Raw genomic sequence first — 14,574 nt, 5'->3', positions numbered from 1 at the left:
CGCCGGTGAACCCCGACAAGTTTTGAAACGATTCAAAAAGTGTCGGTTCGAGAAATCTATCACATCGGCGAGAGGCGGGCTCACGGGCGGCTCATCTGCAGTCGACAGCGAGCCGGTCCACGGGGTCGACGACGCGACGTTGCCGAGGCTTCGCCGGGAACCGGCGCGACTTGACACCACCGCGCCTTGGACGTACATTTTCTAACGTTCACGTGAAACGATTCAAACGATTCGCTTCCCCGATGCGGCGGTTCGCCGCAATTGAGGTCCAGATCAATGACGATTCCCCCCGGTGCTCCCGACCGCGCTCCGGCGCTCGAGCTTCGCGACATCCGCAAGTCGTTCGGCGCCGTCGTGGCCCTTCGCTCGGGCACCATCGAGGTGCACGCCGGCTCGATCCACGCCCTCGTCGGCGAGAACGGCGCGGGCAAGTCGACCCTCGTGAAGATCATCGCCGGCCTCTACCGCCGCGACGCCGGCGAGTTCCGGCTCGAGAGCGCAGATGTCGACTTCACGTCCACCGCCGACTCCAAGGCCGCGGGCATCGCCGTCATCTACCAGGAGCCGACTCTCTTCCCCGACCTCTCCGTGACCGAGAACGTCTTCATGGGGCGTCAGCCGACCGGGCGGTTCGGCCGGATCGACCGCAATGCCATGCGCACGGAGGTCGACGGCCTCTTCCAGCGACTCGGCGTTCGGATCGACCCGGATCGACCGGCCGACGGCCTCTCCATCGCCGATCAGCAGGTCATCGAGATCGCCAAGGCCATCTCGCTCGATGCGAAGGTGCTCATCATGGACGAGCCGACCGCCGCGCTCTCGGGCGTCGAGGTCGACCGGCTCTTCCAGATCGCCCGGAGCCTGCGCGACGAGGGCCGGGCCATCATCTTCATCTCGCACCGCTTCGACGAGGTCTTCGACCTCTGCGACACCGTCACCGTCATGCGCGACGGCGCCTACATCTCCACGAGCCGCATCGTCGATACGAGCGTCGACGAGATCGTGCGGCAGATGGTCGGCCGCGACGTGACCGAGCTCTTCCCGAAACAGGAGACCACGATCGGCGGCCCGCTGCTCGAGGTCGAGGGGCTCACGAGCGCCGGCGTCTTCCACGACATCTCCCTCACCGTGCGATCCGGCGAGATCGTCGGCCTCGCCGGCCTCGTCGGTGCCGGGCGCAGCGAGGTCGCCCGCGCGATCTTCGGGGTCGACCACTACCAGAGCGGCACGGTGCACCTGAACGGCAAGCCGGTTCCCGCGAAGAGCCCGACCGCGGCGATGCGCCTCGGCCTCGCACTCGTGCCCGAGGATCGCCGGAAGCAGGGCCTCGTGCTCGACTCGAGCGTCGCTCGCAACACGACGCTGGCGATCCGCGAGCAGCTCGCGAAGTTCGGCATCATCACTTCGGGCTTCGAGAACCGCGCCGCACGTGTCTGGGCGAGCCGCCTCGAGGTCAAGACGAACGCACTCAGCACGGTGGCCGGCACGCTCTCGGGCGGCAACCAGCAGAAGGTGGTGCTCGGCAAGTGGCTCGCGACCGAGCCGACGGTGCTCATCATCGACGAGCCCACCCGCGGCATCGACGTCGGCACGAAAGCCGAAGTGCACCGGCTCCTCTCCGAGCTCGCGGGGCAGGGCATGGGCATCCTCATGATCTCGTCCGAACTGCCAGAGGTGCTCGGCATGGCCGACCGCGTGCTCGTGATGCGCGAGGGACGCATCACCGCCGAGATCGACCGATCCGACGCGACATCCGAGAACGTCATGTTCGCCGCGACCCACGCCGAGGAGCAGCACTCGTGAGCACCGCGACCACCACCCCCACCTCCAACGTCACGAAGCGCCTCGGCGCGATCGGCAAGGCCCGCGAACTCGGCATCCTGCTCGCGCTGGTCATCGTCGTGATCGCGGCGACCGCTGCGAACCCGAACTTCCTGTTCAGCGCGGACGGATGGCGCGACCTGCTGCTGACCCCGTCGATCCTCGTGCTCGTGGCGGTCGGCCAGGCGATCGTGCTCATCACCCGCAACGTCGACCTCTCGGTCGGCTCGGTGCTCGGGCTGACGGCGTACCTCACCGGACGACTGTTCATCGACTTCCCCGGCATCCCGATCATCGTGGTCTTCGTCATCGCAGTGGCCTTCGGCGGAGCGCTCGGCCTCATCAACGGCGCACTCGTGGCGTTCGCGAAGGTGCCGGCCATGGTCATCACGCTCGGCACGCTCTACGCCTACCGCGGCATCAACGTGCTCTGGACCGGCAGCGACCGGGTCAACGCCTCCGACCTGCCGAAGAGCTTCCTCGCGCTCGGCACCGAGCAGTTCCTCACGATCCCGATCCTCACGATCATCGCGCTCGTCGTGCTCGTCATCGCGGGCTGGTACATGAAGAACACCCGCGGCGGACGCGAGTTCTACGCGATCGGTTCCGACCCCGCGGCTGCCGAGCTCTACGGCCTGAGGGTCACGCGCCGCCTGCTCACCGCGTTCGTGCTCTCCGGGGCGCTCGCCGGCCTCGGCGGCGTGCTCTACGCCGCCCGCTACGGCACGATCAACTCGCAGGCGGGCTCGGGCTGGGAGCTCGACGCCGTCGGCGCTGCCGTCATCGGCGGCGTCGCGATCGTCGGCGGCGTCGGCTCGGTCTGGGGTGCGGCCATCGGAGCGGTGCTCCTGCTCACGATCAACCGGGCACTGCCGATCCTCGGCATCCCCGACTTCTGGCAGCGCGCCGTGGTGGGTGTGCTCATCATCGGCGCCATCGTGCTCGACCGCGTGCTCGCGGTGCGGCAGAAACGCAAGCTCATCGAAGCAAGGGACGACAGCTGATGTCGAGCATCACCGAGACCACGCCCGCTCCGGCATCGGTGCGGCGGTACCGCGACTACGACCAGCCGCTCTGGAAGCGCGTGCTGCTCACGCGCGAGATGGCCATCATCGCCCTGCTCGTCGTCGTCGTGATCATCGCGACGATGACGATCCGCGGCTTCGGCCAGCCGATCACGCTGACGTACCTCATCCTCGACGTCACGCCCATCCTCCTCATCGCGCTGCCCATGACGCTCATCATGATCACGGGCGAGATCGACCTGTCGGTCGCGAGCGTCGTCGGGCTCTCGAGCGTCGTGACCGGCGTGCTCATCAACGGCGGTGTCCCCTTCGAGATCGCCGCGGTCGTCGCGCTCCTCGTCGGCGGCATCGGCGGTGCGATCAACGGCTTCCTCGTCACGGTCGTCGGCCTGCCGTCGCTCGCCGTCACGATCGGCACGCTCGCGCTGTTCCGCGGCCTCGCCGTGGGTCTCCTCGGCACCACCGCGGTCACCGACTTCCCGGAGTTCTGGACCGACCTCGCCAAGGCGAAGCTCGGAGCCACCAGCATCCCGCTCGCGATCATCCCGTTCCTCGTGCTGCTCGCGATCTTCGCAGTGCTCCTGCACTTCACGCCCTTCGGCCGCGGCATCTACGCGATCGGCCTCTCGAAGGAGACTGCGGCGTTCTCGGGCGTCGACGTGGGACGCACGAAGTTCATCCTGTTCGTGCTCGCCGGCCTGGTGTCCGCGCTCGCCGGCATCTACTACACGCTGCGCTTCGGCAGCGCCCGCGGCGACAACGCGACGGGCATGGAGCTGCAGGTCATCGCCGCCGTCGTGCTCGGCGGGGTGAGCGTGTTCGGCGGCCGCGGGGCGCTCCACGGTGTCATCGCCGGCGTGCTGCTCATCGGCGTGCTCGCGAGCGCATTGCGCCTCGCCAACGTCACCTCCGACGTCATCAACATCATCACCGGGGCCCTGCTCGTCATCTCGGTGGTGTCCTCGAGCCTCCTGGCCTGGCTGCGCACGCAGCGTCAGACCCCGGCAGTGAAGCCGAGCGCCGAATCCGGCGCAGCCGGATAACCAGACCGCACCACCGTCGATGCGAACAGCTCATCGACGCCATCCATATGAAGGGACGAACAACGATGTTGTTTCACAAGAAGACCCGCGTCGCGGCACTCGCTGCACTCGCGGTGAGCGTGGCGCTCGTGGCGACCGGCTGTGCTGCCGGCGACTCGGGCTCCGGCGGCGGCGAAGGCGAGGGCGACGGCGGCAACCTGTCGATCACCTTCCTGCCCAAGAACCTCGGCAACCCGTACTTCGACACCTCGAACGCCGGTGGCGAGGAGGCGATCGAGGAGTTCGGCGGCACGTTCGCCGAGGTCGGCCCCGCCGAGGCGACACCCGACGGCCAGGTCAGCTACATCAACACCCTCACGCAGCAGGGCGTCGGTGCGATCGCCGTTTCGGCGAACGACCCGAAGGCCATCTGCGACGCACTGAACGAGGCGCGCGACGCCGGGGTCAAGGTCGTCACGTTCGACTCGGACACCAACGCCGACTGCCGCGACCTGTTCGTGAACCAGGCTGACTCCGAGGGCATCGCCAAGGTGCAGGTCGACCTCATCGCCGAGCAGATCGGCGGAGCCGGCGAGATCGCCGTGCTCTCGGCTTCGGCCAACGCCACGAACCAGAACGCCTGGATCGAGCTCATGAAGGAAGAGCTCGCCGCGAGCCACCCCGACATCGAGCTCGTCGAGGTCGTCTACGGCGACGACGACGACCAGACCTCGTTCGACAAGACCGCGGCGCTGCTGCAGACGCACCCGAACCTCAAGGGCATCGTCTCGCCGACCACGGTCGGCATCGCCGCTGCTGCGCGCTACCTGCAGACCTCGGAGTACAAGGGCGCGGTTGCACTGACCGGCCTCGGCACCCCGAACCAGATGCGCGAATACGTCGAGGACGGCACCGTCACGGCGTTCGCCCTGTGGAACCCGGCCGACCTCGGCTACCTGGCCGCATTCGCCTCGAAGGCGCTCATCGAGGGCGACATCACCGGCGCCGAGGGTGACACCTTCGAAGCCGGCAAGCTCGGCGAGTACACGGTCGGGGCCGACGGCGTCGTGCTCCTCGGCGACCCCTACGTGTTCGACGCGGAGAACATCGGCGACTTCGACTTCTAGTCGCTCGCGGGGCTCTGCGCGGCGGTTCGTCGTGCAGAGCCCCATACCTTCCCCGAGCCCCGAGCCCCACCGCCGCAACGGGTGAAGTGCCGGTTCCCCTGCTTCCAGCAGTTGCGGAATCTCACGCCAAGATCTAGTATTGAAACGATTCATTCAGCGGGAAGAGCCGCGGATCGCTGGAGACCGGAGCAGACCATGAGCGAGATGAACGCCACTCGGCGAATCTGCTTCCAGCTGCAGGTCGACCCTGCTCGGCTCGACGAGTACCGCGCCCGCCACGAGGCCGTCTGGCCCGACATGCTGCGTGCCATCGAGGCATCCGGTCGGCGCAACTACTCGCTCTTCCTCCGCGCCGACGGCCTGCTCATCGGCTACTACGAGACCGACGACGATGCCGCGTCGCAGGCCGCGCTCGAGGTCGACCCCCGCACTGCAGCGTGGGAGGCCGACATGGCCCGGTTCTTCGTCTCACTCGGCGGTCGCCCCGACCAGTCCGCCCCACGACTTTCCGAGGTGTTCCACCTCGAAGACCAACTCGCCGCGCTCGGCTCCGAGCACTCCGCGACGCACGACAGAACACGCACCAGAAACCAGAAAGAGCCATCGTGAGCATCCTCTCCACTGAAGCACTCGGCCAACTCGAGCAGCAGGCCATCGAACTGCCGAGCTGGGCGTTCGGCAACTCGGGCACCCGCTTCAAGGTGTTCGCGACGCCGGGCACGCCCCGCGACCCGTTCGAGAAGATCGCGGATGCCGCGCAGGTGCACAAGTTCACGGCGCTCGCGCCGACCGTGGCGCTCCACATCCCGTGGGACAAGGTCGACGACTACGGCGTGCTGCGCGCCCACGCCGAAGACCACGGAGTGACCCTCGGCACCGTCAACTCGAACACGTTCCAAGACGACGACTACAAGTTCGGCGCGCTCACCCATGAAGACGCCGCGGTGCGCCGCAAGGCGATCGATCATCACCTCGAGTGCATCGACATCATGCACGCGACCGGCTCGCGCGACCTGAAGATCTGGCTCGCCGAGGGCTCGAACTACCCGGGCCAGGCCGATCTTCGCGGCCGTCAGGACCGCCTGCACGAGTCGCTGCAGCAGATCTACGCGCGGCTCGGCGACGAGCAGCGGCTCGTGCTCGAGTACAAGTTCTTCGAGCCGGCGTTCTACCACACCGACGTTCCCGACTGGGGCACGAGCTACGTGCAGGTCGCCGCGCTCGGCGACAAGGCGATGGTCTGCCTCGACACCGGCCACCACGCGCCCGGCACGAACATCGAGTTCATCGTCATGCAGCTGCTGCGCCTCGGCAAGCTCGGCTCGTTCGACTTCAACTCGCGCTTCTACGCCGACGACGACCTGATCGTGGGCGCGGCCGACCCGTTCCAGCTCTTCCGCATCATCTTCGAGGTGATCCGCGGCGGCGGCCTGAACAACCCCGACGTCGCGTTCATGCTCGACCAGTGCCACAACGTCGAAGACAAGGTGCCGGGCCAGATCCGCTCGGTGCTGAACGTGCAGGAGATGACGGCACGCGCACTGCTCGTCGACGGTTCGGCCCTCGCCGCGGCCCAGCGCAGCGGAGACGTGCTCGAGGCCAACCGCATCTTCATGGATGCGTTCTACACCGATGTGCGCCCGGCCCTCGCCGAATGGCGCGAGTCGCGCGGCCTCCCCGCCGACCCGATGGCGGCGTTCGCGGCATCCGGCTACCTTGCGAAGATCGCCGCCGATCGCGTCGGCGGCGTGCAGGCCGGCTGGGGCGCCTGACATCTCCGCACGGAGGTCGAGTGGGCGAACATGGCGAACACGAAGCCGAACCCGCGCCGGGATCGCCCACTCGACGTGAGACCGATCGATGAACGAGCAGGGAAGGTGAGCGGATGTCGCAGGTGAGCATGCCGTACGCAGCGGCCGACGGCCTCGTGCGGGTGTACCCGGCGGGCACGGATGCCGCGCCTGACGCCGCCGAGGCTGCACCGCGCTCCGCGCTCGTCTGGGCGCACGGCGGCGGTTTCGCCGGGGGCGACCTCGGCATGCCCGAGGCCGACTGGGTTGCGCGCAGCCTCGCCGAGCGCGGCATCACGGTGGTCTCGGTCGACTACCGTCACGCCGGACACGGTTTCCGCTACCCCGTGCCGTCCGACGACGTGCTGACCGCGTGGCGGTGGACGCTCGACCACGCCGACGAGCTCGGCATCGACCCCGCGCGCCTCGCGATCGGCGGCGCGAGCGCCGGCGGCAACCTCGTGACGGGCGCCGTGCTGCGTCTGCTCGCCGATGCCACCACCACCACCACCGAGCGAATCCGGCCGCTGCCCGCGGGGGTGTTCCTCGCCTACCCGACCCTCCTCGACGCACAGCCGGCGCCGGATGCCTCGCTGCGCGCGCTGCTCGACGCGAACCCCGAGGCCGACCGCAGCCCGTCGTACGTGCACGACATGTACGAGAACTACTTCGGAGCCCCGGTCGTCGACGCCCCGCTCGATGTCGCCCCCGGCCGCGCCGCGGCATCCGACCTCGCCGAGTTCCCGCCCGTGCTCATGATCAACAGCGAGATCGACCACCTTCGCGTCTCCGGCGAGGTCTTCGCCGACACGCTCGCCGAGGCCCGCGTGCCGCTCGAGCTCTTCACCGAGCCGGGCGCACTGCACGGTCATCTGAACCGGCCCGGTGAGCGCGCGGCATCCGACTCGATCGAGCGCATCATGCGCTGGATCGCGCGCGGCTTCATTCCCGACGCGGCACCGACCACCACCCCGACCACCCTCCGCACCACCGAAGGACTCCCATCATGACGAACCAGGCAGCAGCCGACCTCATCGCGCGGTCGAACCGCCTCGGCGCCGACCCGAAGAACACGAACTACGCGGGCGGCAACACGTCGGCCAAGGGCACCGAGACCGACCCGGTCACGGGCGAACCCATCGAGCTCATGTGGGTCAAGGGCTCGGGCGGCGACCTCGGCACCCTCACCGAGCAGGGCCTCGCGGTGCTGCGCCTCGACCGCCTGCGCGCGCTCGTCGGCGTCTATCCCGGCGTCGAGCGTGAAGACGAGATGGTCGCCGCGTTCGACTACACGCTGCACGGCAAGGGCGGCGCTGCGCCGTCGATCGACACCGCCATGCACGGCCTGGTCGACGCGGCGCACGTCGACCACCTGCACCCCGACTCGGGCATCGCGATCGCGACCGCGGCCGACGGCGAAGAGCTGACCGGCAAGATCTTCGGCGACAAGGTGGTGTGGGTGCCGTGGCGCCGCCCGGGCTTCCAGCTCGGCCTCGACATCGCCGCGATCAAGGCGGAGCACCCGCAGGCGATCGGCTGCATCCTCGGTGGGCACGGCATCACGGCGTGGGGCGACACGTCGGAGGAGACCGAGCGCAACTCGCTCTGGATCATCGACACGGCCGCGGCGTACATCGCCGAGCACGGCGCGGCCGACCCGTTCGGCGCGGAGCTCGAGGGCTACGCGCCGCTCGAGGCATCCGAACGGCGCGCCAAGGCGGCCGCGCTCGCGGCGACGATCCGCGGGCTCGCGTCGCACGACAAGCCCATGGTCGGCCACTTCACGGATGCCCCCGAGGTGCTCGACTTCCTCGCACGCGCCGAGCACCCGCGCCTCGCCGCGCTCGGCACGAGCTGCCCCGACCACTTCCTGCGCACCAAGGTCAAGCCGATGGTGCTCGACCTGCCGGCCGACGCCGACGTCGAGGCATCCGTCGCCCGCCTGAAGGAACTGCACGAGGCCTACCGCGCCGACTACCAGGCGTACTACGACGCGCACGCGGATGCCTCGAGCCCCGCGATCCGCGGCGCGGACCCGCTCATCGTGCTCATTCCGGGCGTCGGCATGTTCAGCTACGGCGCGAACAAGCAGACAGCCAGGGTCGCCGGCGAGTTCTACATCAACGCGATCAACGTGATGCGCGGCGCCGAGGCACTCTCGACCTACTCCCCCATCAGCGATGCCGAGAAGTTCGCGATCGAGTACTGGGCGCTCGAGGAGGCCAAGCTCCAGCGCATGCCGAAGCCCAAGCCGCACGCGGGCCGCATCGCGCTCGTCACGGGCGCGGCATCCGGCATCGGAAAGGCCATCGCCACCCGCCTCGCGGCCGAGGGCGCGTGCGTCGTCATCGCCGACCTCGACCTCGACAAGGCACAGGCGGCGGCAGCCGAACTCGGCAGCGAGGATGTCGCGATCGGCGTTCAGGCGAACGTGACGGATGCCGCGGCGGTGCAGCGCGCGATCGACGACGCCCTGCTCGCCTTCGGCGGGCTCGACCTCGTCGTCAACAACGCCGGGCTCTCCCTGTCGAAGCCGCTGCTCGAGACCACCGAGGCCGACTGGGACCTGCAGCACGACGTCATGGCCAAGGGCTCGTTCCTCGTGTCGAAGGCCACGGCCCGCGTGCTCATCGACCAGAACCTCGGCGGCGACATCATCTACATCTCCTCGAAGAACTCGGTGTTCGCCGGCCCGAACAACATCGCCTACTCGGCGACCAAGGCCGACCAGGCGCACCAGGTGCGCCTGCTCGCCGTCGAGCTCGGCGAGTACGGCATCAAGGTCAACGGCATCAACCCCGACGGCGTCGTGCGCGGCTCGGGCATCTTCGCGTCGGGCTGGGGTGCGAACCGCGCCAAGACCTACGGCATCGAAGAGGACGACCTCGGCAAGTTCTACGCCCAGCGCACGATCCTGAAGCGCGAGGTGCTTCCCGAGCACGTCGCGAACGCCGTGATCGTGCTCACCGGCCCCGAGCTCTCGCACACGACGGGCCTGCACATCCCCGTCGACGCGGGCGTCGCTGCGGCCTTCCTGCGATGAGCGGGGCCGGCTCGGTCGCGGCGGTCGACCTCGGGGCGACGAGCGGACGGGTCATCCTCGGCCGGGTCGACCAGCGTGCCGGCACCCTCGAGCTCGATCAGGTCGCGCGGTTCGCGAACGAGCCGGTGCGCCTCGCGTCGGGCCTGCACTGGGATCTCACCGGCCTGTACGGCGCGCTCTCACGCGGGCTCGCCGAGACCTTCCGCCGCGACGCCGCGGTCGCCTCGATCGGCGTCGACTCGTGGGCGGTCGACTACGCGCTGCTGCGCGGCGGGCGGGTGCTCGGTGAGCCGTTCCACTACCGCGACGAGCGCAACGCCGCAGCGGTCGAGTCCGTGCATGAGGTTGTGCCGTTCGGCGAGCTGTACCGGCGCAACGGACTGCAGTTCCTGCCGTTCAACACCGTCTACCAGCTGGCCGCCGAGCTGAACGCCCCGGCCGGCTACCTCGATCTCGCCGATTCCCTGCTGCTCGTGCCCGACCTGATCGGCTTCCAGCTCACCGGGGCGAGCGTCGCCGAGTACACCAACGCGTCGACGACGGGACTCGTCGGGGTCGAGTCGCGGGAGTGGGACGACGAGCTCATCGAGCGACTCGGCTACCCGGCATCCGTCTTCGCACCGCTCGTCTCACCCGGCGACTCGCTCGGCGGTCTGCGGGCCGGTGCCGCCGCAGAGCTCGGCGCACCGAAGCACGTCGAGGTCGTGGCCGTGGGATCGCACGACACCGCCTCGGCGGTCGTGGCGGTGCCGATGCGCGCCGAGTCCGCCGCTTACATCTCGTGCGGCACCTGGGGACTCGTCGGCGTCGAGCTCGAGCGACCGGTGCTGACGGATGCCGCGCGCGAGGCGAACTTCACGAACGAGGGCGGCGTCGACGGGCGCGTGCGCCTGCTGCACAACGTCATGGGGCTCTGGCTGCTGTCGGAGTCGGTGCGGTGGTGGGAGCGCGACGGCGATCCGATCGACCTGTCGAGTCTGCTCGCTGCCGCGGCATCCGTCACCTCGCCCGTCACCGTGTTCGACGCGAACGACCCGCGCTTCATGGCCCCGGGCGACCTGCCTGGTCGCATCGCGGAGTGGTGCGCCGAGCACGGCGTCACCGCGCCGGCGACGCGAGCCGAGTTCGCCCGGTCGATCATCGAGAGCCTGGCAGAGGCCTTCGCCGGTGCCGTGCGCACGGCGTCGATCCTCTCGGGGGTCGACGTCGAGACGATCCACGTCGTCGGCGGCGGCGCGCTCAACGAGCTGCTCTGCCAGCGCACGGCCGACCGCTCCGGAATCCCCGTGCTCGCGGGCCCCGTCGAGGCGACCGCGATCGGCAACGTGCTCGTGCAGGCTCGCGCTCAGGGCTTCGCGAGCGGTGACCTCGAGTCGCTGCGGGCGCTCGTCGCGGCGGCGTTCACACCGCGGCGCTTCCAGCCCGGCGCGCGCTGACCCGGAGGCGCGACGATCGGCACACTCAGGCCGCCGCGCGCCGGCTCTTCAGGTGCTTCGCAAGCAGCTGAATGGCGACGCCCGTGATGAGCACCGAGAATGCGACATTCGACCAGAACGGGGTGATGGCCGTCGCGGTCAGCAACCCGAGCGGAGATGCCACGCACGCGGTGATGCCGACGAACGCGGCTGCCCGCACGTCGATGTTCCGACGGCGTGCGTTTCCGATGGTGGCCGAGACGGATCCCGGCACCATCATGAGCAACGATGTGCCCTTCGCGACGAGGTCGCTGGCGCCGAAGAAGAACATCAGCACCGGCACGACGACGATGCCGCCACCGACACCGAGCAGGCCAGAGAGCACGCCCGTGATGACGCCCACGACGCAGAGGGCGATGGCGGTCCACGGGTTGAGCGCGATCACGTCGTCTCGTTGCGGCACCACGATCCAGAGGCTCACGACCGTGATGACGAGGAACCCGATGAACGACCAGAAGAGCGGCCCCTTCGGGATCCTCGCGAGCAGGTAGGTGCCGATCTGCGCGCCCCCCACAACTCCGACCGCGAGCAGGGCGCCGGCGATCCAGTCGACATTGCCCGACAGTGCGTAGCTGATCGCTCCGACCACGGCGGTCGGCAGGATCGCGGCGACCGAGGTGCCGGCAGCGAGGCGCTGGGAGAAGCCGAGCAGCATGAGCGCCGGCACGACGACGATGCCGCCTCCGACACCGAACAGGCCGGAGAGGTATCCCGCAGCGAGACCGAGTGCGATCAGGGCGACAGCCGGGTACCGCGTGGCATCGGCGGGGGTTGCGTTGGATTCGAGGTGGCGCGTCATCTTCAGGTCTCGGTTCGTCGGTTCAGGAGGTGTTCGATGCGGATGCGGTCAGTCGGCGACGACGACGGCGGACCCATCGGAGCGCGGATCGCTGGCGGCGTCGTAACCCGAGGGCAGAACGCGGATCAGATTGGAGTGGCCGAGCCCCTCGTCACGAGGCTGCACGGTCTTCACACGCAGCCCGCTCTCCCGAAGCGCCTCCTGCGCCCGCCTCGGCACATCCGCTTCGACCGTGACCGTGCTCGCGGTGTCGCCGTCGTCCTGCACGCCCACCACCCAGCGAGGTGCGCTCGTCGCCTCGATCGCGGATGCCCCGGCGAGCGAGTTGAGCAGCAGGTGCGCGTGGATCTGCGGCTGCGCCTGCCCGCCCATGGTCGCCGCGGCGAATGCCAGCTCGCCGTCGCGTTGCACGAGCACGGGCATGAGCGTGTGTGGCGGCCGGCGGCCCGGCGAGAACGCCGCGGGATGCGCGGCATCGAGCGAGAACGAGGTTCCGCGGTTCTGGAAGAGGATGCCGGTCTCGGGCTCGAGCACGCAGGCTCCGAACGCCCAGTACACCGATTGCACGAGTGAGACGGCCCAGCCATCGGCGCTCACAGCGGTGAGGCCGACCGTGTCGCCGGATGCCGGTCGCGAATCGGCACCGATGAACTCGGGTGCATCCATGCCGACGAGCTCGTCGACGCCGATCGGCGCGGTGTCGGGGTCGGCCAGCCAACGGGCGCGCACGCGGTTGTTCTCACCGAAGACGGCCGCAAGGCGTCCGGCGTCGACGCCGAGCGGGTCGGTGACGCCCTGGTGCGCAAGGAAGCGCAGTGTGCGGAGCAGCGAGAAGCCCTGCGTGTTCGGCGGGCTCGTGAACACCTCGACGCCGAGCGCCTCGATCGAGACGGGTCGTTCGACGACCGCACGGTATGCGGCGACATCCGCCTCGCTGATGCGGCTGCCGAGCGCACGAAGCCCGGCGATCCATCGCGACGCGATGCGACCCGTGTAGAACTCGTCCGGGCCGTGCACGGCGAGCTGCGCGATCGTGCGCGCGAGCGCAGGCTCGCGCAACGTGTCACCCTCGCCGATCGGCGAGCCGCCGGGAAGGAAGAGGCCGCGGCAGCCGGCATCGGCTGCCAGGTCACGCCGGTCGATGCGCACGGCACGTGCGACGGATCGTGCGACCGGAACACCATCGCGCGCGGCGGCTCGCGCTCCGTCGAGCCGCTGCTCCCAGCTGAGCCGGCCACCCAGTTCGGCGAGCGCCTGCCAGCCGCGAACACCACCCGGCACGGTGACCGTGTCGATACCACGTGCGGGTAGCGCGTCACCGTGACGCTCGCGAAGCTCGGCGAGGCTCATTGCCGATGGCGCCCGGCCCGTCGCGTTCACGAAGCGCACGACGCCGTCGGGGCTGCGCACGAGGGCGACGAGATCTCCTCCGAGGGCGACGTTGTTCGGGTACACGACGCACAGCATCGCCGCGGCGGCGATCGCCGCATCGATCGCGTTGCCACCGCTGCGCAGCGCATCGGCGCCGGCTTCGGTGGCGAGGTAGTGAGAGGTGGCCACCGCGCCGCGGGCGGTGTTCTCGGGCGTCATGCGGGCGTCGACTCGGTGACCGACGACGAGGCGGCGGTTTCCGGATCCGTCGAGGAAGCCCGCAGTGCCGACAGCAGCACGGACTCGACGTGGGCCCGCGCCTCCGACTCCGCGGTGGGTCCATCGTGCGCGGCGATGGCTTCGAAGATGCGACGGTGCGCCGCACTCGACGCGATCCGTCGTTCGGGGGTCTGCAGGGCGCGTCGCCGGCTCGGGGCGATCTCGGAGGCGATGAGCTCGGTGAGCTGGGCGAGCAGGGGGTTGTGCGTGTATTGCGAGATGGCCTGGTGGAACGCGCGATCGAGCACGGCGTAGTGCTCGAGGTCGGTCTCGACCTCCATCTCCTCGACGAGCGCGCGGAGCTGCGCGATGTCTCTGGAGGTGACCCGGGTCGCGGCGAGTGCCGCGATCGGCGGCTCGATCACCGCCCGCAGCTCCATGATGCGGGCGAGCTCGGTGTTGCCCGCCGCCGTCGCATCGATGAGCGCCGAGAGCGCGTCTCCGGCGTGGCCGCCGCGAGACGCCGCGGAAACGACGATCGTGCCTCGACCCGGTCTCCGGTCGATGAGGCCCCGGCTCTCGAGCTCGTGCAGCGCTTGCCGGATCGACACGCGAGAGACGCCGAGGAGCTCACCGAGCTCGCGCTCCGGAGGGAGCCGATCGCCGGGTTTCAGCTGCCCGTCGATGATGAGTCGTTCGAGGTCGACGGAGAGTCGATCGGGCAGGGAGAGCGATTCCGATCTCCGAAGCGATGCCCATTCCATGTCGCGCCCCTTCGTTGGATGCCTGAGCGGGAGTGTCTCTCGATGCGAGAAGAATCCTCCCACTGAACAGATTGACAGTTGGTCCTACCAGCTGTCAAACTCTCCGAACACAGCGCAG

Annotated in this window: 12 protein-coding genes; 9 read left to right on the top strand and 3 right to left on the bottom strand. The window is 69.3% G+C overall.

Annotated elements, in window-relative coordinates:
- Positions 1-276: 276 nt before the first annotated feature.
- From H521_RS0100350 to H521_RS0100310, 9 genes are all read left to right on the top strand, one after another.
- Positions 277-1,803 carry a sugar ABC transporter ATP-binding protein gene (locus H521_RS0100350; protein ID WP_022891045.1) on the top strand — a complete coding sequence of 509 codons (1,527 nt, stop codon included), beginning with the start codon at positions 277-279 and terminating at the stop codon, positions 1,801-1,803.
- A complete protein-coding gene (locus tag H521_RS0100345; RefSeq protein WP_022891044.1) occupies positions 1,800-2,825 on the top strand; it encodes an ABC transporter permease in 1,026 nt (341 codons plus the stop codon). The genes H521_RS0100350 and H521_RS0100345 overlap by 4 nt, the downstream gene beginning before the upstream one ends.
- Positions 2,825-3,889, top strand: coding sequence for an ABC transporter permease (locus H521_RS0100340; RefSeq protein ID WP_022891043.1), 1,065 nt, complete (start codon positions 2,825-2,827; stop codon positions 3,887-3,889). Before H521_RS0100345 ends, H521_RS0100340 begins: the two co-directional genes overlap by 1 nt.
- 65 nt (positions 3,890-3,954) lie before the next feature.
- Positions 3,955-4,995, top strand: coding sequence for a rhamnose ABC transporter substrate-binding protein (gene rhaS / locus H521_RS0100335; RefSeq protein ID WP_022891042.1), 1,041 nt, complete (start codon positions 3,955-3,957; stop codon positions 4,993-4,995).
- Positions 4,996-5,190: 195 nt separating this feature from the next.
- Positions 5,191-5,604: an L-rhamnose mutarotase gene (locus H521_RS0100330; protein ID WP_022891041.1), complete on the top strand. Its 414-nt coding sequence runs from the start codon at positions 5,191-5,193 to the stop codon at positions 5,602-5,604.
- A complete protein-coding gene (gene rhaI, locus H521_RS0100325) occupies positions 5,601-6,767 on the top strand; it encodes an L-rhamnose isomerase (RefSeq protein ID WP_022891040.1) in 1,167 nt (388 codons plus the stop codon). Before H521_RS0100330 ends, rhaI begins: the two co-directional genes overlap by 4 nt.
- A 113-nt stretch (positions 6,768-6,880) precedes the next feature.
- Positions 6,881-7,795, top strand: a complete 915-nt coding sequence (locus tag H521_RS20545; protein ID WP_022891039.1) for an alpha/beta hydrolase — start codon at positions 6,881-6,883, stop codon at positions 7,793-7,795.
- Positions 7,792-9,828, top strand: coding sequence for a bifunctional rhamnulose-1-phosphate aldolase/short-chain dehydrogenase (locus H521_RS0100315; RefSeq protein ID WP_022891038.1), 2,037 nt, complete (start codon positions 7,792-7,794; stop codon positions 9,826-9,828). The genes H521_RS20545 and H521_RS0100315 overlap by 4 nt, the downstream gene beginning before the upstream one ends.
- Positions 9,825-11,264 (top strand): rhamnulokinase, encoded by a 1,440-nt coding sequence (locus H521_RS0100310; protein ID WP_022891037.1) that lies wholly within the window; start codon positions 9,825-9,827, stop codon positions 11,262-11,264. Before H521_RS0100315 ends, H521_RS0100310 begins: the two co-directional genes overlap by 4 nt.
- Before the next feature lie 25 nt (positions 11,265-11,289).
- On the opposite strand, the gene H521_RS0100305 is transcribed toward H521_RS0100310, so the two are convergent.
- The 3 genes from H521_RS0100305 to H521_RS20540 are packed head-to-tail and all read right to left on the bottom strand — an operon-like array spanning position 11,290 to position 14,456.
- On the bottom strand, positions 11,290-12,102 hold the full coding sequence (locus tag H521_RS0100305) for a sulfite exporter TauE/SafE family protein (RefSeq protein WP_022891036.1): 813 nt from the start codon (positions 12,100-12,102) through the stop codon (positions 11,290-11,292).
- A gap of 48 nt (positions 12,103-12,150) precedes the next feature.
- The gene (locus H521_RS0100300) at positions 12,151-13,692 is read right to left on the bottom strand and encodes a gamma-glutamyltransferase family protein (protein WP_022891035.1); all 1,542 of its coding nucleotides are present in this window, start codon (positions 13,690-13,692) and stop codon (positions 12,151-12,153) included.
- A complete protein-coding gene (locus tag H521_RS20540) occupies positions 13,689-14,456 on the bottom strand; it encodes a FadR/GntR family transcriptional regulator (RefSeq protein ID WP_022891034.1) in 768 nt (255 codons plus the stop codon). The genes H521_RS0100300 and H521_RS20540 overlap by 4 nt, the downstream gene beginning before the upstream one ends.
- Between the last annotated feature and the right edge of the window lie 118 nt (positions 14,457-14,574).

Source organism: Agromyces subbeticus DSM 16689 (genome assembly GCF_000421565.1).
Taxonomy (GTDB): domain Bacteria; phylum Actinomycetota; class Actinomycetes; order Actinomycetales; family Microbacteriaceae; genus Agromyces; species Agromyces subbeticus.
This window is presented reverse-complemented; position numbering and strand designations above follow the sequence as displayed.

Bases quoted from the DNA above. Each gene is read 5' to 3' on its own strand.
- H521_RS0100350 (WP_022891045.1), top strand. From the start codon at position 277: ATGACGATTCCCCCCGGTGCTCCCGACCGCGCTCCGGCGCTCGAGCTT.
- H521_RS0100340 (WP_022891043.1), top strand. From the start codon at position 2,825: ATGTCGAGCATCACCGAGACCACGCCCGCTCCGGCATCGGTGCGGCGG.
- rhaS (WP_022891042.1), top strand. From the start codon at position 3,955: ATGTTGTTTCACAAGAAGACCCGCGTCGCGGCACTCGCTGCACTCGCG.
- H521_RS0100330 (WP_022891041.1), top strand. From the start codon at position 5,191: ATGAGCGAGATGAACGCCACTCGGCGAATCTGCTTCCAGCTGCAGGTC.
- H521_RS20545 (WP_022891039.1), top strand. From the start codon at position 6,881: ATGTCGCAGGTGAGCATGCCGTACGCAGCGGCCGACGGCCTCGTGCGG.
- H521_RS0100315 (WP_022891038.1), top strand. From the start codon at position 7,792: ATGACGAACCAGGCAGCAGCCGACCTCATCGCGCGGTCGAACCGCCTC.
- H521_RS0100310 (WP_022891037.1), top strand. From the start codon at position 9,825: ATGAGCGGGGCCGGCTCGGTCGCGGCGGTCGACCTCGGGGCGACGAGC.
- H521_RS0100305 (WP_022891036.1), bottom strand. From the start codon at position 12,102: ATGACGCGCCACCTCGAATCCAACGCAACCCCCGCCGATGCCACGCGG.
- H521_RS0100300 (WP_022891035.1), bottom strand. From the start codon at position 13,692: ATGACGCCCGAGAACACCGCCCGCGGCGCGGTGGCCACCTCTCACTAC.
- H521_RS20540 (WP_022891034.1), bottom strand. From the start codon at position 14,456: ATGGAATGGGCATCGCTTCGGAGATCGGAATCGCTCTCCCTGCCCGAT.